The organism is Microbacterium sp. NPDC076895, assembly GCF_040687115.1.
Classification (GTDB): Bacteria; Actinomycetota; Actinomycetes; order Actinomycetales; family Microbacteriaceae; genus Microbacterium.
The window spans coordinates 72954-96746 of record NZ_JBFBMQ010000004.1; the positions used below are offsets into that span (position 1 = coordinate 72954).

The window sequence follows — 23793 nt, forward strand, 5'->3', positions numbered from 1 at the left end:
CGTTAACACCATGACAAAGAACTTCTTGAAATGAATCCGGTTCGATGACCTTAAGTGCGGCTCGGGGGTCAGCGTGAGCCCAGCGGATCTCTTGAGGTCACAAGACATGTGGGCACTAGCATGGGAGAGCCCAACCGGATCGAGGGAGCGCACGTGAGGTTCGAAGTCAACCGCGATGTGTTCAGCGAGGCTGTGTCGTTCGTCGTCAAGCTCCTGCCACAACGCAACCCGCAGCCGATCCTTGCGGGCATCCTGATCGAGGCCAGCGCAGACGGCCTCTCGCTCTCGGCCTTCGACTACGAGGCGTCGGCGCGAACCCTCATCGAGGCGACTGTCGATGACCCGGGCACGATCCTCGTCCACGGACGACTGCTGTCCGAGATCGCGAACCGGTTGCCCAACGCCCCGGTCACTGTGCGCGTCGACGATGACGGCGGCATCCTGCTCACCTGTGGGTCGGCGACCTTCACCCTGGCATCCATGCCGGTTGCCGAGTACCCCGCAATCCCCGAGGTCACCGGCGAATCGGGACTCGTCCCGGCCGAGGATTTCGCCACCGCGATCGCGCAGGTCGCGTTTGCCGCTTCTCGCGACGATGTCACTCCGGTGCTCACCGGCGTTCAGCTCGAAGTTTCGGGGACCCGCCTGAGCCTCGTTGCCACCGACCGTTATCGTGTCGCGCTGCGCGAGATCCCGTGGGATCCCGCTGGAGGAGCATCCGAAGAGGGCGCGACGGCACTCGTTCCCGCGCGCACTCTCACCGAGGTCGGCAAGACGTTCGCACACTCGGGGCAGATCTCCATCGCATTTTCCGGCAGTGGCGACCGCGAGATCATCGCGTTCACCGCGGGCAACAAGACCGTCACGTCGCTGCTGATCAAGGGCAACTTTCCGCCGGTGCGCAGGCTCTTCCCGGAGCAGACCGAACATCACGCCGTCGTGAGCACCTCGGAGTTCGCCGAAGCGGTCCGGCGGGTATCGCTAGTCCTGGACCGGTCGGCACCGCTGCGGTTCACGTTCACTGCAGAGGGCGTGTCAATGGATGCCGCCGGCACGGAACAGGCGCGGGCTACCGAGTCTGTCGATGCGACGCTGAGCGGTGACGATGTCACGCTGGGCCTCAACCCCCAGTACCTGCTCGAGGCGCTCGGTGCGGTTCGCAGCGAGTTCGCACGGGTGACCTTCACCTCCAGCGACAACGCCAACAAGCTCAGTCCGGTACTCATCACCGCGCAGACCTCGGTCGACCGCTCGGGCGAGGACTCCTTCAAGTACCTGCTGCAGCCCAACCTGCTGCTGCGCTGATCCCCGACGCGGGTTGCGCGTCCCTCGTGGCGGATAGCCTGTACCGATGATCGTCGAGCGGCTGAGTCTCACCGACTTCCGCAACTACGCTCGCGCCGAGCTCGAGCTCTCCACCGGACCGACGGTGCTGGTCGGAAGCAATGGTCAGGGCAAGACGAACCTTGCGGAAGCTGTCGCGTACCTCGCGACCGCCGGCTCCCACAGGGTGTCATCGGATGCTCCGCTGGTGCGCGATGGTTCGGAGTTCGCGATCGTTCGGGCAACCCTTGCCCACGGTGAACGTCGGTTGAACGTCGATGTGCAGATCAATCGGCAGGGATCGAACCGTGCGCAGGTGAATGGAACCGGCATCCGCACCGGCGAACTTGGTCGCTACGCACATGTCGTGTTGTTCGCGCCGGAGGACCTGCAGATCGTTCGCGGTGATCCGGGCGCGCGGCGCCGATTCGCTGACCAGCTTCTCGTGCAGAGATACCCGCGACTGTCGGCGACGCTCGCCGACTACGATCGCGTTCTCAAGCAACGGGGTGCGCTACTGAAATCGGCACGGGCCCGGCGCCTAGACGCTGAGGCCTTGCCGACCCTGGATGTGTGGGATGACAAACTCGTCGCTCTCGGGGTCGAGATCATGCGCGCGCGCGAGGCGCTCGTGCGGGACCTCGCGGGACCCATCGCTGATGCCTACGCATCGATAGCCGGCGCGGATCACACGCCGGACGCGCGGTGGGTGCTGTCTGTGGATGGTGCCGATCCCGATGACGATGAGGGACCGGCTCGTGTCACCGAAACCGGTGACCTGTTCGAGAGATTCCGCGCCGCACTGCGCGAGAAGCGCGCGTCGGAGCTGGAGCGCGGGGTCAACCTTGTGGGTCCGCACCGGGACGATCTGTTGCTTTCTCTTCGAGGTCTGCCCGCACGCGGCTACGCCTCGCACGGCGAATCGTGGTCGCTGGCCCTCGCCCTGCGCATTGCGTCGGCTCACCTGCTCCGAGCTGAGTCGCAGCTCGGTGACCCGATCGTCATCCTCGATGATGTCTTCGCCGAACTCGACGCGGGTCGTCGGGTGCGCCTCGCCGACATCGTGGGCCAGTTCGAACAAGTCATCGTGACTGCCGCGGTTGAGCAGGATGTTCCTGCTGAGCTTCGCGTCGGCACTGTCCGTGTCGAGGCGGGCACCTTGAGTGGTTCCGGAACCTCACCCGGCACCGGGGCAGACGGTCCGGTTGAGGGAGGTGCGTCGTGAGCATGGATGCGCAGCAGTCATCCTCGATACCCGAAACCGTCGCCACGTACCTGCGCCTGCGAGGGCTCGCCCCCACTGCCCGCGTCGCGCGGCGACGCCGGCGTCGAACGGATGACGAGAACGAGCCGTTCACTCCGGGCCGGGATCCGAAGGGTGTCGGCGATGTTCTCACCGCTCTCACCCGGGAAGCCGGGTGGGACGCACAGCTTGCTCGGGAGGATGTGGTTCTCACCTGGAACGAGGTAGCGGGGGCCGAAACAGCGCGCCACACCCGTCCGGTCGGCTTTGTCGACGGCATCCTCACCGTCCAGGCCGATTCGACAGCGTGGGCCCGGCAGCTGCAGAACATGCGCTCACAGATCCTCACCGAGATCATTCGTCGCTTCCCGGATGCTGGGGTCGAGAGCGTCCGCTTCATCGGGCCGGACGTCCCCTCCTGGAAATGGGGGCCGAGAGCCGTTCCAGGCCGCGGTCCACGCGATACCTACGGCTGAACCACCTCCCGGGACGTCGCGACGATTTTCATCGCGCCACAGGCCCGTAGAGCGCTCAAACGGAGCCTGGACTTGATAGACTGACCGACAGTCCTATCGTCGATGTGGAGCGCCTCTCACCATGCCCTCAGAAGTCCCGGAAAGCGTTCCCGAAGATCCGCAGCTCGCAAACGCCGGCAAGGTCCAGAACGAGTATGGAGCTGACGCGATCCAGGTCCTCGAGGGACTGGAGGCGGTGCGCAAGCGGCCCGGCATGTACATCGGTTCGACCGGTGAGCGCGGCCTTCACCATCTCGTGTACGAGATCGTCGACAACTCGGTCGACGAAGCCCTCGCCGGCTACTGCGACACGATCACGGTCACGATCCTCGAAGACGGTGCCGTGCGCGTTGTCGACAACGGCCGCGGAATCCCCGTCGACATGCACCGCACCGAGGGAAAGTCCACCGTCGAGGTCGTGCTGACGGTACTCCACGCCGGCGGAAAGTTCGGCGGCGGCGGATACGCGGTCTCCGGTGGTCTGCACGGGGTCGGCTCCTCTGTCGTCAACGCCCTCTCGACCCGCCTCGAGGTCGAGGTCAAGCGCCAGGGATTCGTCTGGCGTCAGTCGTTCCGTGACGGTGGAACTCCGCTCGCGCCGCTCGAGAAGGGTGAGCCGAGCGACGAGACCGGAACGACCATCACGTTCTGGCCGGATGCCGGGATCTTCGACACCGTCCACTTCGACTACGACACCCTGCGCACCCGTTTCCAGCAGATGGCGTTTCTCAACAAGGGGCTGCGCATCACGCTTCGAGACGAGCGTCCTGAGTCCGCCTACGTCGTCGACGACCAGTCCAGCGGCACGGCTGCTACCCAGCCCCACGACGACTTCCTTTACGAGCGCGGGCTCGTCGACTATGTCGAGTACCTCAACAAGGTGCGCAAGACCGAGGTCGTCAATGACGAGATCATCGAGGTCGAGTCCGAAGACACCGAGCGCCACATTTCGCTCGAGCTGGCGATGCAGTGGACCACGAGCTACACCGAGAATGTGTTCACCTTCGCGAACACGATCAACACCCATGAGGGCGGAACTCATGAAGAGGGATTCCGCGCGGCGTTGACGACCCTGGTGAACAGGTATGCCCGTGCCCAGGGCATGCTCAAGGAGAAAGACGACAACCTCACGGGTGAAGACATCCGCGAAGGACTCACCGCCGTCATCTCGGTGAAGCTTTCTGAGCCGCAGTTCGAGGGCCAGACCAAGACGAAGCTCGGAAACACCGAGGCAAAGGCTTTCGTGCAGAAGGTGGTCGGCGACCAGTTGACGGATTGGCTCGATCGCAATCCCGCGCAGGCCAAGAACGTCATCCGCAAAGCCATCGATGCTGCGACCGCACGACTTGCAGCGCGTAAGGCTCGGGAGACCGCCCGCCGCAAGAGCGTCTTCGAGTCGGCGGCGATGCCCGACAAGCTCAAGGACTGCGTCTCGAAGGATCCGTCGATCAGCGAGATCTTCCTCGTGGAGGGGGACTCGGCCGGTGGTTCGGCTGTCGGTGGTCGCGATCCACACACGCAGGCGATCCTCGCCCTTCGCGGAAAGATCCTGAACGTCGAACGCGCGCGTCTTGACCGAGCCCTGGGTAACAAGGAAGTCCAGGCGATGATCTCGGCCTTCGGGACGGGCATCGGTGAGGACTTCGACATTGCGAAGGCTCGGTACCACAAGATCGTGCTGATGACGGATGCCGACGTCGACGGCCAGCACATCACGACGCTGCTGCTGACCCTGCTGTTCCGCTACATGCGAGGTCTCATCGAAGCTGGCTACGTCTACCTCGCGCAGCCCCCGCTGTACCGGATCAAGTGGACCAACTCTCCCCACGAGTACGTGTACTCGGACCGCGAGCGTGACGCGCTTCTGACCGAGGGAGCCGCGGCGGGCAAACGCATCCCGAAGGACAACGCGATCCAGCGCTACAAGGGCCTCGGTGAGATGAACGCCGAGGAACTGTGGGAGACCACGATGGATCCCGAGACCCGAACGCTCCGGCAGGTCACGATCGATGACGCTGCGGCCGCCGATGAGATCTTCTCGATTCTCATGGGCGAGGACGTGGAGTCGCGCCGCGGGTTCATTCAGCGCAACGCGAAAGACGTCCGCTTCCTGGACATCTGAGTACGCGAGCACATCGAAACGACGAAGTAGAGACAGACATGGCAGACGAACAACGTCCCGAGCCGGAGCACAACCACGGTCGAATCGACCAGGTCGACCTGCAGCTGGAGATGCAGCGGTCCTACCTCGACTACGCGATGAGCGTCATCGTCGGTCGCGCCCTTCCCGACGTGCGCGATGGCCTGAAGCCCGTGCACCGCCGCGTGATCTACGGCATGTACGACGGTGGGTACCGCCCCGACAAGTCCTTCTCGAAGTGCTCGCGCGTCGTCGGTGAGGTCATGGGTCAGTACCACCCGCACGGTGACTCGGCGATCTACGACACCCTCGTCCGGCTGGTGCAGCCGTGGGCGCTGCGTTACCCGCTTGCTCTCGGCCAGGGGAACTTCGGGACCCCGGGAAACCAGGGCGCTGCTGCACCGCGATACACCGAGACCAAGATGGCGCCCCTCGCGCTGGAGATGGTCAGGGACATCGAAGAAGAGACCGTCGACTTCCAGCCCAACTACGACGGACAGACGCAGGAACCGATCGTTCTGCCTGCCCGCTTCCCGAACCTGTTGGTCAACGGTTCCGTGGGTATCGCGGTCGGCATGGCAACGAACATCCCGCCGCACAACCTCCGCGAGGTCTCCGCGGGCGCCCTCTGGGCACTCGAACACCCAGAGGCCACCCGTGAGGAACTCCTGGAAGCGCTCATGGAGCGCATTCCCGGACCTGACTTCCCGACTGCCGCGCAGATCCTCGGCACCAAGGGCATCAAGGATGCCTACCGCACCGGCCGCGGATCCATCACGATGCGCGCGGTGGTCAATGTGGAAGAAATCCAGGGCCGCACGTGCTTGGTGATCACCGAACTGCCCTACCAGGTCAACCCCGACAACGTCGCTGTGAAGATCGGCGACCTTGCCCGCGAGGGCAAGATCACCGGTATCGCCGACATCCGTGACGAGACATCGGGCCGCACCGGTCAGCGCCTGGTCATCGTCCTCAAGCGCGACGCCGTCGCGAAGGTCGTACTGAACAACCTGTACAAGCACACGCAGCTGCAGGAAAACTTCGGCGCGAACATGCTGGCGATCGTCGACGGCGTGCCGCGCACGCTGCCGCTTGACGGATTCATCAGCTACTGGATCGAACACCAGGTCGAGGTCATCGTCCGGCGCACCCGATACCGCCTCCGCAAGGCCGAAGAGCGGATGCACATCCTGCGCGGGTACCTCAAGGCGCTCGACGCGCTCGACGAGGTCATCGCCCTCATCCGTCGCTCGGCGACCGTCGATGATGCGCGCGAGGGCCTGAAGGACCTGCTCGAGATCGACGACGTGCAAGCCGACGCGATTCTGCAGATGCAACTGCGTCGGCTCGCAGCGCTGGAACGACAGAAGATCATCGACGAGGCCACCGAGCTCGAGGCTCAGATCCTGGACTTCCAGGCGATCCTCGCCGACCCGATGCGCCAGCGTTCCATCATCCGTGAGGAACTCACCGCGATCGTCGACCGTTTCGGCGACGACCGACGCACCGAGATCATGCCCGGCTACGACGGCGATATGTCGGTCGAAGACCTCATCCCCGAAGAAGAGATGGTCATCACCGTCACCCGCGCCGGGTACATCAAGCGCACGCGCAGCGACAACTACCGGTCGCAGCACCGCGGCGGCAAGGGTGTGAGGGGCGCGCAGTTGCGGGCTGACGACGTCGTGGAGCACTTCTTCGTGACGACAACCCACCACTGGCTGTTGTTCTTCACGAACAAGGGCCGCGTGTACCGCGCGAAGGCGTACGAGCTTCCCGAGGCCGGGCGCGACGCGAAGGGCCAGCACGTCGCGAACTTCCTTGCGCTCCAGCCCGAGGAAGAGATCGCCCAGATCCTCGACATCCGTGACTATCAGGCAGCGCCCTACCTGGTGCTTGCCACCCGCAGCGGACTGGTGAAGAAGACGCGCCTGACCGAATACGACACCAACCGCCAGGGCGGCGTCATCGCCATCAAGTTGCGCGCCGGCGAGGGTGAGGATGCCGGAGACGAGTTGACCTCCGCGATGCTCGTGGACGAGGGTGACGACATCCTGTTGATCAGCCGCGAGGGCATGTCGCTGCGGTTCACGGCCACGGATTCTGCGCTTCGCCCCATGGGACGGGCGACCGAGGGCGTCAAGGGAATGTCGTTCCGTGGAGATGATTGCCTGCTTTCGGCATCCGTGGTTCGCGACGAGGGGTACGTGTTCGTCGTCACCGAGGGCGGCTACGCGAAGCGCACGGATGTCGCCCAGTATCGTGAGCAGGGCCGCGGCGGCCTCGGCATCAAAGTCGCGAAGCTGACCGAGGATCGTGGGGTCCTCGCGGGGGGTTTGATCGTCTCGGAGGACGACGAGGTCTTGGTGGTTCTTGCCAGCGGCAAGGTGGTACGCTCTGCCGTGGCCGAGGTCCCCGCCAAGGGTCGCGACACCATGGGTGTCGTCTTCGCCCGCCCCGATGACGAGGATCGCATCATCGCGGTCGCGCGTAACGGAGAGCGGGTTGTGGCAGAAGTCGCCGCGGCCACGGATGCGTCGGATGACGCCGCCTCCCCCCAGATCGTTGAAGGAAGTCCCGACGCATGACGACGGTAGCCGACAAACTCGCCAAGAAGTCCAGCAAGACCACGACCAAGCAGGTGCGCCTGCGCCTTGTCTACCTTGACTTCTGGTCGGCCGTGAAGCTGTCGTTCCTGGCTGCGGTGGCGATCGCGATCGCAACCGTCGTGTTCTTCGTGCTGATCTTCCTCATCCTGCAGACGACGGGCCTGATTGGTCAGGCTGACGAGTTCATCGGCAGCTTCACGGACGGCACGTTCTCGCTGTCGGCAGTGCTGTCCCTCCCGCAGGTGCTGGCGTTCTCGGCGATCGTCGCGATCCTGAACCTCGTGGTCGTCACCGTCATGGGTGCCGTCGTTGCCGGTATCTACAACCTTGCGGTGAAGGTCACGGGCGGCTTGCTCGTCGGATTCACCTCGAACTGACGCGGCGCGCGCGCGGCGTCGCCGGCGAAAGCCGGGCTAGACGACGGTCGTGCCCAGCAGTGTGCCGATCGCATAGGTTGCAGCTAGCGCCAGCGCACCGCCGATGACCAGGCGCAGCACCGCGCGTCCCTGCGATGCTCCTCCCAGGCGCGCTGAGATCGAGCCGGTGACGGCCAGCGCAATGAGCACTGCCACGACGGTGACCGGAACCCGCCACTCCGGCGGCGGAAGAAGAATCGCCAGCAGGGGTAGGAGAGCGCCGAACGTGAACGCGACGGCAGAGGAGAACGCTGCCTGCCACGGGCTCACGAGATCGTCTTGGTCGATGTGCAGCTCTACCTCGAGGTGAGCAGCGAGCGCATCGTGGGCCGTGAGCTCCTTCGCGACCTGCACCGCGGTGTCTCTGCTCAGGCCGCGATCCTGGTAGAGCTGGGTCAACTCCTCGAGCTCTTCCTCGGGCATCTCGGCGAGCTCGCGCCGCTCCTTCGCAATGAGCGCTCGCTCGCTGTCGCGCTGGCTGCTGACCGACACGTACTCGCCGAGGGCCATCGAGATCGCGCCACCCACGAGGCCCGCGACACCTGCGAGCAAGAGGGCCGGCGTGTCCGTCGTGGCGCCGGCGACACCGACCACGAGCGAGGCGACGGAGACGATGCCGTCGTTGGCACCGAGAACGCCCGCACGGAGCCAGTTCAGTTTCTGGCTGACGCCGGTCGCGTGCGGTTCGTGGGCGTGCGTTGCATCGGTCACGCCGCTCAGTCAACAACTCGCCATGACGGCGCGCAATGAAGGATCGGCTAAGCGAACTCCGGCCAGCGTGCATCCGGATTCGTGGAAACCGCGTCGCTTCGGGTAAAGTCTTGGAGGTTGACGGTGCGATGTGCCGGCACCACACGGGGCTATAGCTCAGGCGGTTAGAGCGCTTCACTGATAATGAAGAGGTCCCAGGTTCAAGTCCTGGTAGCCCCACGCAAGCCCCGGGGCCTTAGCTCAGTTGGTAGAGCGCCTGCTTTGCAAGCAGGATGTCAGGAGTTCGAATCTCCTAGGCTCCACCAAAAGTGTCTTACTCAAACCATTGGCCAGAGTAGATACACCGCGATAGTGAACATCAAGAAGCCCGCTGGCATCAGCGGGCTTCTTGGTTTTCTGGGTGAGGGTCCAGGCCGCCTCGGCGGTTCGGACGTCGCTGCTGAGCAGGGTGGCGAACGGCTCGTTCAGGTCGCCGACGAGGCGGAAGCCGTCAGCGTGGTCGTCGTTCTGGACGATGCGGATCTGCTCGAAGAATGCCTGGTTGAACATCTTCTTGATGTGTTCGGGGGCTTCCTCGTAGGCCCGTGCGACGTCGACGGTCAGGTCGAGTGCGGCTGTGAGGTTCTTCTCGACGATGTCGCTGTGACCCTGCAGGGCTTCCAGCTTGGCCTTGATGCTGGTCATGGACTTGGCGATGCGTTCCTGCTCGACGCCCAGGAGGTCGACCGGCACGGCTCCGGCGTAGTGGGCTTCGAGGAGCTTGAGGCGTTGACGATCCAGCTTGCTGAGTTCGGTCTGGAGGGCGTTCTTTTCCTGGGCGACGGCCACCTGGGTGGTCTTGAAGCTCTCGCGGATCATGGCCTCGACGCTGTTCCTGAACTCGGGGCGAAGCTCGATTGCCTTGTAGAGGTCGGGGATCTTCTGCTCGACCTCGTAGATGAGGGTGGCCTGGAACTTGCACTTCGTTCGACCCGAGTGGCGTCCTCCGCACATGAAGTAGGGGTAGCGGAGCCCTGACCTTGCCTTGGACATGTTCACTCGCATCCGCTCGCCGCAGTGGCCGCAGAACACGGTCGCCTTCAGGTAGTGCGGGTGCTTGCGTGTGCGAACGCCGTTGACCTTGCTGGCGAGGATGCCCTGGACGGTTTGCCAGAGAACCGGGTCGATGAGGGCTTCGTGACGTCCCTCGTACTGGGCTCCTCGGAAGGTGACGATGCCGGTGTAGTAGGGGTTGCTCAGCACCTTGTTCAGGTGCGTCTCCGAGACGGGAACCGAAGGCATCCGAGGGGTCGGCACGGTCGTCAGGCCGAGGTCACCGAGGTGTTCGGCGAGGGTCGAGAGCGTCCAGTCCCCGGTGCCGTAAAGCTCGAATGCCTTCTTGACGAGCGGAGCCCGTTCCTCGTCGAGGATGACGGTGCGGAACTCGCGGCCTTCGTCATCGACGGTCTGAAGGTTGCGGTAGCCGAGCGGAGCCCGGCCGTTGGTGCCCCCGAGGCGGGCCTTCATGTTCATGCCCTTGAGGACCTCGATGGAGAGGTTGCGGGAGTAGAACTCGTTCATCGACGCGAGGATGCCGTGGAGCAGCATCCCGGCAGGAGTCTCGTCAATCGGCTCGGTCGTGGACACCAGACGCACGCTTCGTCCTCGAAGCACGCGGGTGATGTCGGAATCGTCATCTCGATTGCGGGCGAGGCGGTCGAGCTTATGGACGATGACGTAGTCGACCTCGTGGTCGTCGAGGTACTCGAGCATCGCCTTGAGGTCGTTGCGGCGACGGATCGACGTGCCGGATTCACCACCGTCGACGAACTCCTTGACGATGATGGCTCCCATGCTGGCAGCCTTCGCCTTGTTGGCTTCACGCTGGGCCGGGATGGAGAAGCCCTCGACGTCGCCACCGCCTCGACGGGCCTGCCGTTCGGACGAGACCCGGATGTAGGAGATGGCGACCTTCGGAGCCAGCGACTGTGCAAAGCCAGCGAACGGGGCGAGTGGTTGCGGCGATGGTGCGACTGGGTTCATTGGTGAGAGTTCTCCTATTCCGTCTTGTCCATTGACGCTCTTTTCGGGCAAAGAGTCCAGTCCTTTCGAGTCAGGAAAATGGCCGGTCAGAGGCATATCTGTGGATAAGTTCGGGCCGTAACGGGGGTCGATGCCGCCGCCTGCTTCCGCCCGGCTCACGTCGTCGGGAATCACTGTCTCGGCTCCTCGACGGGCTGCTCGAAGACGTGTGTCCGGTCGCCCATCCTGACGAGCCGGTAGTGGTCTCGGATGTGTTCGACGGCTCGCGTCACATCGACCGTCACGGTGCCTCGTCGGCGGTCCACGCCCACGATGAAGCGTGCGGCCTCCTCGCCGGTGAACGTCGAGCCGACGAACCGCAGGGCGACCCGTATCGGGTCACTGAAGCTCTCCACGAAGTACATGGCGAACTTGTCGAGCAGCTCCGGGTCGTCCGGGTTGGTCTCCGGCAGTTGCAGGAAGGCCAGGAACTGCTCTTCGCCGTACTCGTGGAGGCCGTGGTGGATGCGGTGCCGACGCTCTGCTTCGGCATCCCATCGCTCCCGGCGTTGCTCGGGCGTCTGGTCGGCGGGGTCATGGCCGCGGTGTTCGCTATCGCTCGAAGACATAGAGGCCTCCGGCGATCTCGACCATCTCGAAGCGGTCCTGCAGCAGTTCCCAGAGTGTCTGGTAGTCGAAGGTCAGCAGGCCGGTGAACTCCTCATGGCTGTCGAAGAAGTCATCCAGCTCCTGCCGCAACCCCAGCACCTCGAGGGTCTCGTCCATCAGTTCCCGCCGCGATGGGTAGTAGCCGCGGAAGTTCACCTCGAAATCGTCAAGAAGGGTGTCGGCGTAGGGGTCGACATCATCCAGCTCGAGGTACAGGGCAAACGGGGTGCTGTACTCCTGTAGCCCCGTCCGGAGCCGTCTGGCGGCCTGTCGGCTTGGTGCCTGGCTGGCCAGCCGAGCGATGTGGTCGTCGGCGAAGTCCAGAATCCGTGTCGGTCGGACCCCCATCTCGCGGTTGCCCTGGCTACTCGGCTCCTGCTCGCCGGGGTTAGTAGTCCCGATTGAAGACATGGAGTGCCCCTCCCATCTCGGTGATGAGGTAGTGCCCGTAGAGGAAGCTGACGATGGCGTCGCGGTCGAAGACCGTGATGTCTTGGAGGACCGGGTCGTAGTTCTGGATGGCTTGGCGAAGCTCGGTGACCCAGCCCCACGAGGCGATCTCGCCGTCGATGAGGTCTTCCTGGTCGGCGTAGCTGGTGACGTAGGACGCCGTGAAGTCCTGCTCGAGCGTCTCGGAGCTGGGGTCGACGCCGTCCATCTCGAAGAAGGCGGCCACGGGCGTGCCGTGTTGCTCCCAGAGGGTGCGAATGCGGCGGGCCGCAGCTCGCGACGTCGCAGTCTGGAGCCGGTTGGCCACCAGCTCGTAGTCGGGCTGTGGCTCGGGTCGAGTCTCGGTCGACTCTGGTTGGTGTTGATATTCGTAGTTCATGAAGGGGTATCCCTCCTTTCTGCCCACCCGCTGAAGTTGATGTGCTGCCTGAAAACGGCATGGCTCACGCCAGGCATCGGGCATGCCGGGGTGAAGTTGGGGTGGGGCGACCGGCTCGCCAGTGACGGCTGGCCGGTCGCCCCGAGGGCACTAGTTCGCTGGTCGGGTCACATTCGGAAGATGTGGATACCGCCCGCGTAGCGGACGAACCGCATCCGCTTCATGAACTCGCGGAAGTACTCAGGGTTTAGGTCGGCGAGAACCTCCGAAATGGAAGCATCTGGCCCCGCTCGTTGGATGATCCACTCGGCGAACAGACCCAGGGTGCTTGCTCGTGCGATGGGCCAACTCTCTGCCGTCTCGATGAAGCAGCCTTCGAAGTCGGGCCATAGGTACGTACTGTCGATTGCTTCTGGGTCGATGTTGCGGATGTAGGCCACCATCGCACTGCCGTGTTCCCACAGGTCCCACTCGCCAGCGTTACCTCCGCTGTTGAGCCGGTTGATGATGCCTCTCATGATCTTCAGGACTTCTTGCTCGTCCTTCGGCCAGCCGACTACCTCCTCGACGAGTGCCTCGGTGAAGTCGCTGTCCGGTTTCGTTTCTTCTTTCATTGGTTTCCTCCTTCCCGTTACTTGATTGCTTCCGGGCTGCTCGGGAGCAGCAGTGCCCGGCTCTAGTGGTCTGCCCGGAGGCGGAAGTCCTCCAATCCGAGGGTCAGCAGCAGGTCCAGCTCTTCGGGGCGGATGACCACGAAGAGTCGGTTCTGTACTTGCGGGTCCTGGTCGATGCGGCGACGGAGTTGCTCCTGTCGCCGGTCGCTCGGCACGATCCAGACCACGGCCGGATAGACGCCGAGTCGTTTCTGCTCGGTGCCTGCTCGGCGGTGATCCTGGTACTGGATGCACTTGCGGAGGATGCGGCCGGGGGGTTCGGTGTCGCGGTCGACCTCGATGAACCAGTGGTCGACGTCGCCCGAGCTGGTACGTGTCGAGACGGCGAGATCCGGCTTGAGGCGAACGACTCCACCGTGCTTGCCGAGGTAGCTTCGCCAGGCATCCGGCTCCAGCTCGAGGCGGTCCAGGGCTACGTGTCGGTCTCTGGTGGCGTCCATCACGTCGATGGCGGTCTCGGCCACGGCGAGGGTGTGTTCCAGGAAGACGGCACCTGGCTCGTGCCGACGCATCCGACTCGCAGGCACCGCGTCGGTGGATTCGGAACGCCCGGCGAGAAGCTGTCTGCTGAGGTTGGTGTTCTGCCAGACCATTCCGGCCGATCCGGCCCGGACACCGCCGATACGACGGTGCAGACTCTCGACGAGCCCGAGGCCGCGGAGGCGTGACATCGCCAGGGTCGCCCGTCTGGGTATGGGCTTCGTCTCGGGCTTGAGGTCGAAATGCAGTCGGGCTACCTGCCGGGTGGTGAGGAAGCGATACTGCTGCACGGAGCCGAGGATCAGCCAGTCACGGTCGCTGAGTATGGCCTCGAGGTCAGGGCGTCGGAGCGTCATCGATGACCTCCAAGGGCTGAGAGGGAGTCGAGGGAACGGCAGGACTGCAGGACGTGGGCGGGGCGAGCCAGCCAGGAGCGAACTGCTGGGAATGGGAGCAGAGTCTTGTCCCGGCCAGGGCGAGCATCGGGGCGGTTCCGGCTGGTTTCGCCGTAGTTCTTCGACCCGAAGTGATGGGCGAACTGATGCCCCGTATAGGTGTCGACCGGGCTCATGAGCGGTCGCCTTTTCGGCCACCAGCACGCCCGACCGGCTCGTCGTCTTCGGTGTCGACTTCGGTGAGCCGTTCGCCGTTGGACTGCAGGCCGATGGCGGTCAGCACCTCGGTCTCGACGTCTCCGATAGGTCGACCGTAGGCCTGGGCGGAGAGCTGTCGCAGCTCGATGGGGTCGCTGCTTGCCGGAGCGAGCGGGAGTGCCTTGGCGGAGAACCAGCCGGTCGAGCGATCGCCCTGGGTGAGGTTGGCATAGAGGTGTCGGGTCTCCAGGAGCTGGAAATCGGCGGGCTCCAGGCCGGGTGCCTGCTTGGCGTAGGCGGCGGCGTCCTCGGCGGAGTTGAGTCCGAAGACGAGCTTGTTGCCGACGTTGCCATCGATGGCCTCGATCAGGGAAGTCGGTACCTGGCGACGGAACTGTGCGGCCATCGTGAACGCTGCCCCGTAGCCGCGAGCCTGGCTGAGGGCGTCGGCAAGGTCGGAGGAGCCGAAGCCGGAGATGAACTCGCCGATCTCGTCGATGAAGACCGAGACGATGTGACGTCGCTCCGGTGGCACGGCTGCACGGGCCTGGATGAGCGGCCACAGCTGCCCGACGATGAGGCTGCCCAGCAGACGAGCGTTTTCCAGTCCCAGCAGTCCACGCCCAAGCGGGACGAGGACGATCTTGCGGCTGGTGAACAGCTCGCTGAGGTGGAAGTTCGGGTCGGCCTGGCCGAGCATCGCCCGCATCTGGGGACGCAGCAGGAACTGCCGGATTCGAGTTAGTGCCGGGGCGACCACCTGGGCTCGCATCGACGGCGTCATGGCCTCGTACTCGGCCCAGAACGAACCGAGTCCGAGCGGGTCATGGGTGACCTGGCGAAGCACCTTGGCTCGGAAATGCTCGTCGGTCAGCAGCGGCACCAGCATTGGCAGGGTCGCTCCGTCGTAGTGGGCCAGGGTGGTGAGGGCGGCGGCGAAGACGTCGTTGACGCGGATGCCCCAGGCGGCCTCGCCGGAGAGGTCGCGGAAGACGCCGAGCAGAGTGTCGGCGACCAGTCCGGCGTTACGTCCGGCTCCCTTCAGGGGGTTGATGCCGACCGGCCTATCCGAGAGCGGGTCGATGATCACGACGTCCCTCTTGCGGTGTTCTGGGATGTGTTCGAGGACGGCGGTGACGAGGTCGGTCTTGGGATCGATGACCAGCACGCTGCGTCCCTCGTCGATGGCCGCCTGAATCTGCGGGAGCATCAAGCTGCTCTTCCCGGCACCCGTCGGGCCGATGAGGAAGCTGTGCCGGGTACTCGAGCGGGCGTCGATGCCGAAGCGAATCTGCCGACCAGGTGCCGTCGCCTCAGCGAACGGATGTTGGCTGGCGGCCAGGAAGTCCGGCGGTGCCACCACGCGGGGGTGAGCCCCAGGCTGGCCCGGCAAGACAGCGTCGGGGTCTGCAGTCAGCGGCCAGCCGGTCAGGGGTGCCAGCTCACGGGTGGACAGGACCAGTGGGTACTGCCACGGCGTCGCCACCGTCTCCAGACGGTGTGGTGCCTCCTCGGTGAAGTGCAGTCGCACTCCAGCGGACTGGGCGACTCGCAGACCGTTCAGCACTGTCGAGACCAGCGTCTTCGCCCTCGCGGGAGCGTCTGCGGTGGCCCCGATGCGGATGGTGGTGCGGAAGCCATGCACGCCGGAGCGGGTCTTCATGCTCGAGCGGGCATCCGCTCCGGCACGGGCCGTGCCGCCGACAAGGAGGTCGAACCAGGACTGCTGTGGGTCGGTCGAGGTGTTGCTGACGAACTCCGGGGTCTGACGCTCCCCGAGCAGGACCTGCAGCACCACCTGCTCGCCTTCGGCGTTGGCCGAAGCAAGTCCTGCCAGCACGGCACGACTGATCGCCGTGACCCGGTCGACGTTGAGGGCCAGACGCGGGTGGGTGGTCTTCACTCGGCCCGCGAACATCAGCTGGGGGCGAGCGTCGCTGGCTGGCTCAGCGATGTGGATATCCGGCACCAGCTTGGATAGGAGGGAAGTCAGCTCTCGAACGTGGTGCGGGCGAATGCCGACGCGATAGCTGACTCCGCCAGGCTCGCCGACCGCCTCGAAGACGAGCTGCCCGAGCTGACGGTCGGTCGCCAGACGATCCAGCACCTCGACCGCCGTCTCCGGCGAGAAGGGACGCGGCCACCAGATCTGACGCCACACCCAGACGTTCTTAGGACGGCTCATCGGTGGCCTCCTCGGCGTCGTCGAGCTGCGACTCCGTTACTCGCTGGGCTTCCATCTCGGCCTGGTGAGTGGCGAGCATCAGGAACGCTTCGCCGAGCTTCCTGACATCCGGCTGCGGGAGCCAGACCGGCACCAGCCGGAACTTCCGGGAGGGCGAGTTTCGCCGTGCCTTCACACCCTTCGGTGGTTCGTAGTTAGTGGTCATTTCGCCCTCCCTTCATTCGTGTCGTTCCCTTATTGAGAACGATTCCGGTATTGCGGTCAACCGTCACAGGCCGCGTCGACGGAGCAGGATTCGCACGACGATGACGGCGGCCGTGACGAGTACGGCGGCGGCTGCGATGCCCACGAGCCACACCCAGATCTGCTGGATGATCCAGACCGTGATCGAAGCGAGGATGGCGGCGGCCAGCAGGACGATGACGCCATCCAAAAGGCTGGAGAGTGGGTTCTTCGGCTGCATAGTTGTCGTCCCACATCACGCCTGGGCCTCCTTGGCGGAGTCCCTCTCGTCACGAGTGAAGTCGGCCGGGATCGGGAAGCCCCACGGGGCGAGGCTGACGTCGGAGTCAGGCATCTCGTTGCCCCAGGCGTCCCAGCCATGCTCACGACGCCTGGCGAAAAGCTCGAGCTTCGTCGAGTCCTCGCCCGACACACGGCGGATGATGGCGTACTGCTCCTCGGGCTTGTGCGAGTGGTCCTGCAGCGGAGCAAACGTCCAGGTGCCCTGCGACTTGAACTGCACCGGGGCCTTGCCGCGGGTGGCGAAGATGAGGTGTTCGGTCGAGTTGCGAAGGTAGTTGCCGAGCATGATGCGGGGCTTCACCCACGTCAGCGGCGAGCGGGGAGTGAACCCCCAGGCGTCCATGACGGCCTTGGCGTCACCGTTCAGGAGTACCGCGTTGGTGACCCACAGCCACAGGTGGGCGTCGTCCTCGGCCAGGGCCTTGACGGCGTCGCCCATGCCCTTAATCTGCTCGATGGTCATGAGGTCGTAGTGTTCGCTGGCCCCGAGATGACCCTTCTGCTGCACGTCCCACGGCGGGTCGGCCATGATGACCGAGTACCTCTTCTTGGGCGTGACGACCTCGGCGGTCTTGGTGATGCTCTGCTTCTTGATGCTCATGGAGCGGATGTCCTTTCACGTTGCCGGACCTGACGCCGCAACGCTTTCTGGGGCTACTTATGCCTGAAAATGGGTGTGCTGAACAGGGGTGCGGAGGGCACTAAACCCACCGACCTGCGTGACCCGTCTCCGCTCGGCAACCGGGGTTAGAGGCCCGTGCAATGCCGTGAAAAGTGGAGACGCTAGCCGTGGTTGTGACTTTTACAACGACACGGCCCGTTGAGGTGGTTTTCCGAGGAGGCGGGGGTCGAGCCGGTCGACCCGACCCCCGTACCTCGAGCTGGTTGCGGAAGCTCTAGCCCTTACTTGACCGCTCCACCTCCCTGCGAGTTGAGCAGCCGCACGAGGGCGACGCGGGCGTCGTGCCCTCGAGCGTGTTCTTCGGCCACTGCCTCGTTGATGCTGACCTTCAGGACTTCGCGTCCGTCGACGAGCTGCTGGAGCCGGTACTCGAGGCTGGGCTCGACAGGGCGGGCCTGGGAGCGTCCGTAGTCGTAGCCACGGCTCCAGGCCTTGCCCTGGAAGTGAGCCCAGACGAAGTACCCGGCGATGCCGAGCAGGCAGATCCCGCAGAACGTCAGGACGGCCATGAATTCGACAGGCATCGCCGTCACCACCTCATCAGGGCGATGGCGGCACCCGTGGCCTGGGCCTCGACGATCTTGAACGCCTGCGGAGCGATCATCGGGTTGGCCTTGGCGATGGAGTCCGCCAGGGCACCCGTGGCCGCGACCTGCACCAGAGCCGCGTCGGCGATCTGCCCACGCCCGGTCTCGTGCATGGTCGCCAGCTCGGCCTCGGCCTGCTCCGTGAAGCGGGCCAGCTCGTAGTTCGCCTGGGCCTGCATCCGGGCCAGACCCTGCTCGGCCTGCTGCCGGTAGATGACCAGGATCGTGTTGGCGGTGAACTGCTCGATGTCACGGTCGAGCTGCTTCTGGACGGGCCGGCGAAGCGGCTGCCCACCGAGCAGCCCCGACATCTGGCCCATCGCCGGAGCCACCACGGTGGACGGCATCCGGCTCGCCGGGAGGATGTAGCCGTTCGTCTCCTCGTTCACGAGCGGTCTCCCGTCTTGCGGAGGCCGTTCGCCGGGTGAGCCTGCTTGGCCTGGCGGGCGTTGTACTGCTCCGACGCCTCGGCCCACACGGTCTCGTTCTCGAGCTGCTCCTCGATGACGTTCGTGAGGGTGTACAGCGGACCCATGAGCTGGCGGAGGTACGCCAGCTCCGTGAGGGTCCAGTCGTGATCGGATTCGAAGAAGAAGGAGCGGATCTGGTCGAGATTCGCCGCTGCCTCCTCGAAGGTGAGCAACTGGCGGAGGAGGGGTCCGCTCGGGTTGCTGATGGTGATGATGGACATGAGGCCTGAGCCACCTTCCGGGGTTGAGATGAACTGGGACACCCGCTGTCACCGGGCTTGGTTCTGACTCTGAGGCCGTGGTGGTCTGCTCGAACAGCCGAGGGATAGAGCAATAGCGAAGCGATAGCGAAAGCCGCGGCACGGCAGACTGAGTTCATGGCCAACCGTCACGGGAAGAGTGAGCTGAGGTTCCGGCTTGAGGACTACCCGGCTCAGGCACACTCCCTCAGCAGCAAGTGGCTCAGCGACCACCCGGACCTTCTCGTCGAACTCTTCGGCGAGAAGGTCACCGAGTACGAGGCCGTGCGGAAGTGGGCTGCACAGACAACGGCCGCGAGAATCGGTGCCGCCATCGATGAGCTTCCGAGCGAGCAAGACCGCGAACTGGCCGAGATGGTGTTTGCGGTTGGCAAACGCTTCGAGGGCTTCGATGCCCCGAACAGACGGAAGAAGCTGGAGGGATTCCCGACTGGCAAGCCGTTTAGGGATATGAGGGCGGCGGTCATAGACCGCATAGAGCAGGCTCTCCTGGAGGAGATGAAGTACGCCCGCCCGGAGGTCGAGGCTCGCTACTTGGCTGCTCAGCTTGCCGAGGCCTCGTCGGCGGATGAGCGTGATGAACAACAACCGTGGGCCAAGGCGTCGGGCGAGGACGTTGCGGACCTTCGCCAGCTCGCTCGGCACGCTCAGGTGTACGCCACCTTGGTCTTCGGGCTCGAGCGTTGGGCCTACGGAATGGCCGAGTTCCGGCATCGAAAGGGGCGGAGCGAGTTTCCACTCGACCCCAGTGAAATCAGACGGTCGCAGGTGGCCGACCGCACGTATGTCGCATTCGCCCTGGTGGATGCTTGCATTGCCCGGCTCGAGGCACGACCGACTGGACGCGATATTCTTCGACGCTCGGGTATCACCGCGTCGTGGGACTCGCTCGAGGTCATTCAGTCCGTCACCACGAAGGATGTTGCTCAGCGTCGGGCGGCGGTTCGTCCTCTGCTCCAAGTCGAATGGGTGACGGTACTCCAGGCACTCGAAGACATCGATACGCCCTGGGGCTTCCTGCACGACTGGTCAGGGCTCTTCAGCGGATTGGCCGATAACGCAGACCCTGACGACGTGCAATCCGAGGCCTCTGCAGTTCGTCGGCACTTGGTACGTGCGGCAGGACTCACCCAGGCATTGATTCTGCAAGTCCTGCCAGGGGATCGTCTTGACGGCACTGACGCTGACGAGCTGTGGCGGTCGGCTGCTCCCGAGGAGCTGCGAGGTGTCGGGGTTGAGGTCTGGCGTGGTCTATTGGAGGCTGGAACGCCGGAGAAGCTGAGCTATCGCCACCCGGACGACTGGTAGGGCTGAAAGAAGAAGCCCCGCACATTGCTGTGCGGGGCTGTTCGCTTCATTGGTTGCGATTGCGGTACTCGTCCATCGTCGACTTGGTGAGGATTAGAATCTCACCCTGGCCGATCACGGTTGCTCGCTCGGGCACGGTTGTGAACCTGTCCACGAAGGCACCGACTCCGACGACGGCGTAGCGGCCGATGGTGGCCTTGTCGTCGATGTGTGCCCCTGTACCGATGAGTGCGTTGTCCTTGATGGTCACGCTGTTGCCGAGCCCACCTTCCACGACAACGCCACTACCGATGCGGCAGAACTTGCCTACGGTGCCTCCGAGGCTGGAGCTGCCTCCGATGCGGGAGCTGCTTCCGATGCGGGTGCGGTCGCCGATGTTCGCGGTGATGTGGCTGTGGTACCCAATCGTCACGCGACGACCGATGCGAAGGCTCGCTACGTAAGCACCTAACTCGATCGTTGTGTTGGCACCGATCTCGCGGGCGTTGATCTCGCAGTCGTTCTGGATGACAACGTTCTCACCGATGGTGGTCTTGTGGAGAACTTTGACGTTCGCACCGATCTTGACGCCGGGGCCGATGGTGACCCAGTTGCCAAGCTCGACGGTCGGGTGGATGATCGCGGTGGGGTGGATGTTTGCTGATGTAGCCATGTGGCTCTCCCAACTTCATCGTCCCTTCCGGAGACGACGGGGTTGCCATGCTTCGGCAGACCAGTCCGCCCTCGACCCGTTGAAATGGTCGAAACGGGGCAGGCTGGCCTGTCGAAGAAACGCAACTAATGAAGTGCCTGCCGGAACTAGATAAGCTCAACGGCAATATCCGTATTTTAGCATAAACGCGATGATTTGTCAATACTGCATGCGAGGGCCGAAGTCATAGGCATATTGACTTTATCGAACAAATATGCTATAAATAGAGCATATCGTTGAGCGTTTCCAAACAGCTCCGATAGCACTTCTCACGCAGCTGCTTCGGCCGACCAGCCTCTCCTCGCATCCCGTCATTTCTGACACGAGGGCGGACTGGTCTGCCGAAGCGTGGCAACCCCGTCGTCTCCGGTAGAGATACATCTGCCCGAGGAGGCAACATGTCCAATTCCCGTGAGGACGCTCGAATTCGAGCGTTCGTAGAGGCAGCCGAGAACGTGTCCCCGCGATACGGTGACTACGGCCACATCGAAAGCCAGGCCGACATCGCCGGGCATGAGCTGCTGGTCGAAGCAGGCTTCAAGCCTTCCGAGGCTCTGGCGATTCAGCACATGGTGCTGAACCAGTTCGTCAGCGAGTACATGCGGCGGCTCTTCAAGGGCGGCACGCCGGACCCGCTCGACATGATGTACGCCTTCGACCTCGCTCTCATGCATCTCGGCCTCGGCCCGCTCTACCGTCCGGAGAGCGAGTACGGCGACGAGAAGCTCAAGGTGGCCGACGAGGCCATCGCCCCGGTCGACATCCTGCTCGGCTACTGCATGCTGCTGACGCACTCGGCTAACCAGGGCATCAGCATGGAGCGACTGCTTGACATCGCCAAGGTGGTTCGCCGAGAACTCGACGCAACCACCGCCTCATAGTGAGGCACCTAGCCCCCGCATCATCCAGATGCGGGGGCTTTTCCTTATGCATGACAGAGGCCCCCGAAAGTGAATCGGAGGCCTCTGCCGAAGCAGTATGGGGACGCCGGAATTTCCGACTTGCCACCGAAGTGGCCGTTGCCCTATGGGCTAGTTGGCACCGGCGACCTTGATGTGGCCGCTGATGAAGGCCTCCGAACCCGGGAACTCATCGAGGTAGTCGAGAACCCAGTCATCGGAGGTGTTGCTCAGCGACGGGTCGTCGTAGTTCCGCAGGCGGAACCAGTCTGCATAGAGCGGGCTGTTGACGTCGAACCAGCTACCGTCCTTGGGGTCAACCAAGGAGAGTCCACTCTCGGTCAGAGCATCACCCAGGTCATCCTTCGAGACACCAGGGGCACCGATGAAGGCAACCCAGGTCCTCTTGTCACCCTCGTAAGCGACACCCTTGTAGTAGACGACGCAACTCACCAGACCCTCGAGTGCAGGGAACCCCAACTCAGTGGCGGTGGTGACACCGGTCTCAGTGGTCTCCTTGGCGATGGCGTTGCCAGACGCGAATGCCTCGGCGAATCCGTCGGGGCAGGAGTACTCCGCACTGGGCGAAGTAGGCGTCTCGTTCGGGATGGGCTCGCCGTCGGTGAGCTTCTCCGAGGAGACCAGCCACGACCCGCTCGCCTTGGTGAGGGTGAGCTGGTAGTTGGTGACGACGGGGTCGTCACCCCAGGAGACGCTCTCTTCGGCGGTCACGGAGGCCGTGTCGCCGTCGATGTTCGCCTGGCCGATGACCAGGTTGTCGTCGGTCTTGCCACTGAACCACTCCTCAGTCGACGCCTGGAAGTTCTCGCAGGTGTAGTCGAGCTGGTAGTAGTACTGCATGACCTCCTGGCGGTGGTCGGGCGTGGTCAGCTTCTCGAACGAGTCGCAGTCGGAGTTGTACCAGGACTGGTAGTAGCTCCAGAGGGCGACCTCGATGAGGTGCTGGTCGTCGGAGACCTCGCTGGCCGTAGAGCTTGACGGCTCCGCCGAGGTGTTCGGGCTGGCGGAGCATCCCGTCAGGGCGAGAGCGAGGACGGCGACGGCCCCGACCGTCGCGAGGGCGTGCTTCAGCATGGGGTCCTTCGTGAGTTGGGCGAGGGGTAGATGCTCTCTATGGAGATCCTGGGTGTCTCAGATATTGCCATATACAGGTGCGGATTGGTGGCCTAGGCAAGACCCCAGATGTCGGGGTGGCGAAGGGGTCGCCACCCCGAGTCTTATCAGAGGCCGAGTTCGTCGCGGAGGACGCCGACGAGGCGGTGGGCACTCTCGAGCGAGATCTCCAGGTGCTGTCGCTCGTCCTCGCCGATAGAGAGCCAGCTGGTCTGCTCGCCAACTCGGCGGTAGCGGCCAACGGTCATATAGGCAGGCTCCTCGTGATGGAGCAGCTCGCCGTCGTGGCCCCTGGTCGTGTATTCGGCGATGACCGGCACCGTGATGCCACACTCGGCATGGAGACGGTCGCCGGGCAGCACTTGCTCGGCATGGTCGATCTCGCACCAGTCAGGGCACTGCTCGGTGAGCCACTCGGGGCGTTGCGTGGTCATGGGTCATCCATTCTGTGCCGGGCACGGTCGGCTGGCACAGGACAGACACAGTGCCGTGCCGATCGGCATCATCGCGGATGGAGCGGCGGAGACGGGGAAGAAGCTCGCTCGTTGTCGCCTCGACAACGCAGGCCACCCCTGAAAAGTTCGCCCCCCCCCCCCTCATAAAAGTGTTGATTTTGTGACGCTTATGCTTCACAGTCAGGGGCAGTTATGACGAAGTCGCCGTCCACCCATCGCACTCCGCCGTCCTTTCTCATGAGGCTCTATCTGGCTCTGGAAGAGCGGGATCTCATTCGAGTCGACGCCCTGCTCGGCATCTGGCTGATCGTGGTTCTCCTCATGGGGGCTATCTACCTCGGCATGTAGGGGTCGCCTATGGGCAGGCCTCGTGGCCTATTGCAATCATTTCGCT

The 23793-nt window shown here is 64.1% G+C and carries 26 protein-coding genes, 2 tRNA genes and 1 pseudogene; 12 read left to right on the forward strand and 17 right to left on the reverse strand.

From position 1 onward, the window contains the following. Window positions 1-153: 153 nt before the first annotated feature. The 6 genes from dnaN to AB0O89_RS04780 all read left to right on the forward strand — a co-directional run bounded on the left by dnaN (window position 154) and on the right by AB0O89_RS04780 (window position 8207). Window positions 154-1305, forward strand: coding sequence for a DNA polymerase III subunit beta (dnaN, locus tag AB0O89_RS04755; protein ID WP_341578272.1), 1152 nt, complete (start codon window positions 154-156; stop codon window positions 1303-1305). Window positions 1306-1351: 46 nt separating this feature from the next. Then, window positions 1352-2548 (forward strand): DNA replication/repair protein RecF, encoded by a 1197-nt coding sequence (recF, locus tag AB0O89_RS04760; RefSeq protein WP_363494682.1) that lies wholly within the window; start codon window positions 1352-1354, stop codon window positions 2546-2548. 2 nt (window positions 2549-2550) lie between these two features. After that, a complete protein-coding gene (locus AB0O89_RS04765) occupies window positions 2551-3042 on the forward strand; it encodes a DciA family protein (RefSeq protein WP_363494952.1) in 492 nt (163 codons plus the stop codon). Between the two features lie 121 nt (window positions 3043-3163). Further along, window positions 3164-5203 carry a DNA topoisomerase (ATP-hydrolyzing) subunit B gene (gene gyrB, locus AB0O89_RS04770; RefSeq protein ID WP_363494684.1) on the forward strand — a complete coding sequence of 680 codons (2040 nt, stop codon included), beginning with the start codon at window positions 3164-3166 and terminating at the stop codon, window positions 5201-5203. Window positions 5204-5241: 38 nt separating this feature from the next. Then, window positions 5242-7809 (forward strand): DNA gyrase subunit A, encoded by a 2568-nt coding sequence (gene gyrA, locus AB0O89_RS04775; protein WP_363494686.1) that lies wholly within the window; start codon window positions 5242-5244, stop codon window positions 7807-7809. Further along, the gene (locus tag AB0O89_RS04780; RefSeq protein ID WP_300591334.1) at window positions 7806-8207 is read left to right on the forward strand and encodes a DUF3566 domain-containing protein; all 402 of its coding nucleotides are present in this window, start codon (window positions 7806-7808) and stop codon (window positions 8205-8207) included. Before gyrA ends, AB0O89_RS04780 begins: the two co-directional genes overlap by 4 nt. A 36-nt stretch (window positions 8208-8243) precedes the next feature. Here the strand turns inward: AB0O89_RS04780 and AB0O89_RS04785 are convergent, their stop codons facing one another. Further along, window positions 8244-8957, reverse strand: a complete 714-nt coding sequence (locus tag AB0O89_RS04785) for a VIT family protein (RefSeq protein WP_363494688.1) — start codon at window positions 8955-8957, stop codon at window positions 8244-8246. A gap of 145 nt (window positions 8958-9102) precedes the next feature. Here AB0O89_RS04785 and AB0O89_RS04790 point away from each other — a divergent pair. From AB0O89_RS04790 to AB0O89_RS04800, 3 genes are all read left to right on the forward strand, one after another. Continuing rightward, window positions 9103-9176 (forward strand) — tRNA-Ile (locus AB0O89_RS04790). A gap of 10 nt (window positions 9177-9186) precedes the next feature. Next, a tRNA-Ala gene (locus AB0O89_RS04795) sits at window positions 9187-9262 on the forward strand. Window positions 9263-9308: 46 nt separating this feature from the next. Next, a complete protein-coding gene (locus AB0O89_RS04800) occupies window positions 9309-9974 on the forward strand; it encodes a hypothetical protein (RefSeq protein ID WP_363494690.1) in 666 nt (221 codons plus the stop codon). On the opposite strand, the pseudogene AB0O89_RS04805 reads toward AB0O89_RS04800, so the two are convergent. The 13 genes and pseudogenes from AB0O89_RS04805 to AB0O89_RS04865 all read right to left on the reverse strand — a co-directional run. Beyond that, window positions 9963-11075, reverse strand: a pseudogene (locus AB0O89_RS04805) (recombinase family protein); the annotation flags it as partial. The gene AB0O89_RS04800 and the pseudogene AB0O89_RS04805 overlap by 12 nt on opposite strands. A 74-nt stretch (window positions 11076-11149) precedes the next feature. Beyond that, window positions 11150-11587, reverse strand: a complete 438-nt coding sequence (locus AB0O89_RS04810) for a hypothetical protein (protein WP_363494692.1) — start codon at window positions 11585-11587, stop codon at window positions 11150-11152. After that, the gene (locus AB0O89_RS04815) at window positions 11571-12038 is read right to left on the reverse strand and encodes a hypothetical protein (protein ID WP_363494694.1); all 468 of its coding nucleotides are present in this window, start codon (window positions 12036-12038) and stop codon (window positions 11571-11573) included. The genes AB0O89_RS04810 and AB0O89_RS04815 overlap by 17 nt, the downstream gene beginning before the upstream one ends. After that, window positions 12016-12456 (reverse strand): hypothetical protein, encoded by a 441-nt coding sequence (locus AB0O89_RS04820; RefSeq protein ID WP_363494696.1) that lies wholly within the window; start codon window positions 12454-12456, stop codon window positions 12016-12018. Before AB0O89_RS04820 ends, AB0O89_RS04815 begins: the two co-directional genes overlap by 23 nt. 167 nt (window positions 12457-12623) lie before the next feature. Further along, on the reverse strand, window positions 12624-13070 hold the full coding sequence (locus AB0O89_RS04825) for a hypothetical protein (RefSeq protein WP_363494698.1): 447 nt from the start codon (window positions 13068-13070) through the stop codon (window positions 12624-12626). A 62-nt stretch (window positions 13071-13132) separates the two neighbouring features. Beyond that, window positions 13133-13966 carry a replication-relaxation family protein gene (locus AB0O89_RS04830; RefSeq protein WP_363494700.1) on the reverse strand — a complete coding sequence of 278 codons (834 nt, stop codon included), beginning with the start codon at window positions 13964-13966 and terminating at the stop codon, window positions 13133-13135. Between the two features lie 211 nt (window positions 13967-14177). Continuing rightward, window positions 14178-16388: a type IV secretion system DNA-binding domain-containing protein gene (locus AB0O89_RS04835; protein ID WP_363494702.1), complete on the reverse strand. Its 2211-nt coding sequence runs from the start codon at window positions 16386-16388 to the stop codon at window positions 14178-14180. Then, window positions 16375-16593 carry a hypothetical protein gene (locus AB0O89_RS04840; protein ID WP_363494704.1) on the reverse strand — a complete coding sequence of 73 codons (219 nt, stop codon included), beginning with the start codon at window positions 16591-16593 and terminating at the stop codon, window positions 16375-16377. Before AB0O89_RS04840 ends, AB0O89_RS04835 begins: the two co-directional genes overlap by 14 nt. Before the next feature lie 63 nt (window positions 16594-16656). Beyond that, window positions 16657-16851, reverse strand: coding sequence for a hypothetical protein (locus AB0O89_RS04845; RefSeq protein ID WP_363494706.1), 195 nt, complete (start codon window positions 16849-16851; stop codon window positions 16657-16659). A gap of 15 nt (window positions 16852-16866) precedes the next feature. After that, entirely contained in the window at window positions 16867-17514 is a 648-nt protein-coding gene (locus AB0O89_RS04850; RefSeq protein ID WP_363494708.1) for an MT-A70 family methyltransferase, read from the reverse strand. Window positions 17515-17816: 302 nt separating this feature from the next. Continuing rightward, window positions 17817-18119: a hypothetical protein gene (locus AB0O89_RS04855; RefSeq protein WP_363494710.1), complete on the reverse strand. Its 303-nt coding sequence runs from the start codon at window positions 18117-18119 to the stop codon at window positions 17817-17819. Window positions 18120-18124: 5 nt separating this feature from the next. Beyond that, the gene (locus AB0O89_RS04860) at window positions 18125-18571 is read right to left on the reverse strand and encodes a hypothetical protein (protein WP_363494712.1); all 447 of its coding nucleotides are present in this window, start codon (window positions 18569-18571) and stop codon (window positions 18125-18127) included. Then, a complete protein-coding gene (locus tag AB0O89_RS04865; RefSeq protein ID WP_363494714.1) occupies window positions 18568-18873 on the reverse strand; it encodes a hypothetical protein in 306 nt (101 codons plus the stop codon). Before AB0O89_RS04865 ends, AB0O89_RS04860 begins: the two co-directional genes overlap by 4 nt. A gap of 156 nt (window positions 18874-19029) precedes the next feature. Here AB0O89_RS04865 and AB0O89_RS04870 point away from each other — a divergent pair, with 156 nt between their 5' ends. Continuing rightward, a complete protein-coding gene (locus AB0O89_RS04870) occupies window positions 19030-20220 on the forward strand; it encodes a hypothetical protein (protein WP_363494716.1) in 1191 nt (396 codons plus the stop codon). Between the two features lie 46 nt (window positions 20221-20266). On the opposite strand, the gene AB0O89_RS04875 is transcribed toward AB0O89_RS04870, so the two are convergent. Continuing rightward, on the reverse strand, window positions 20267-20872 hold the full coding sequence (locus tag AB0O89_RS04875) for a DapH/DapD/GlmU-related protein (protein ID WP_363494718.1): 606 nt from the start codon (window positions 20870-20872) through the stop codon (window positions 20267-20269). 437 nt (window positions 20873-21309) lie between these two features. Between AB0O89_RS04875 and AB0O89_RS04880 the strand changes: the two genes are divergently transcribed. Beyond that, entirely contained in the window at window positions 21310-21792 is a 483-nt protein-coding gene (locus AB0O89_RS04880) for a hypothetical protein (protein WP_363494720.1), read from the forward strand. A 150-nt stretch (window positions 21793-21942) separates the two neighbouring features. Here the strand turns inward: AB0O89_RS04880 and AB0O89_RS04885 are convergent, their stop codons facing one another. Both AB0O89_RS04885 and AB0O89_RS04890 read right to left on the reverse strand, forming a co-directional pair. Then, on the reverse strand, window positions 21943-22905 hold the full coding sequence (locus AB0O89_RS04885; protein ID WP_363494722.1) for a hypothetical protein: 963 nt from the start codon (window positions 22903-22905) through the stop codon (window positions 21943-21945). 146 nt (window positions 22906-23051) lie between these two features. Beyond that, entirely contained in the window at window positions 23052-23378 is a 327-nt protein-coding gene (locus AB0O89_RS04890; RefSeq protein WP_363494724.1) for a hypothetical protein, read from the reverse strand. Between the two features lie 213 nt (window positions 23379-23591). On the opposite strand from AB0O89_RS04890, the gene AB0O89_RS04895 reads away from it, so the two are divergent. Further along, the gene (locus AB0O89_RS04895) at window positions 23592-23747 is read left to right on the forward strand and encodes a hypothetical protein (protein ID WP_363494726.1); all 156 of its coding nucleotides are present in this window, start codon (window positions 23592-23594) and stop codon (window positions 23745-23747) included. The last annotated feature ends 46 nt before the right edge of the window (window positions 23748-23793 follow it).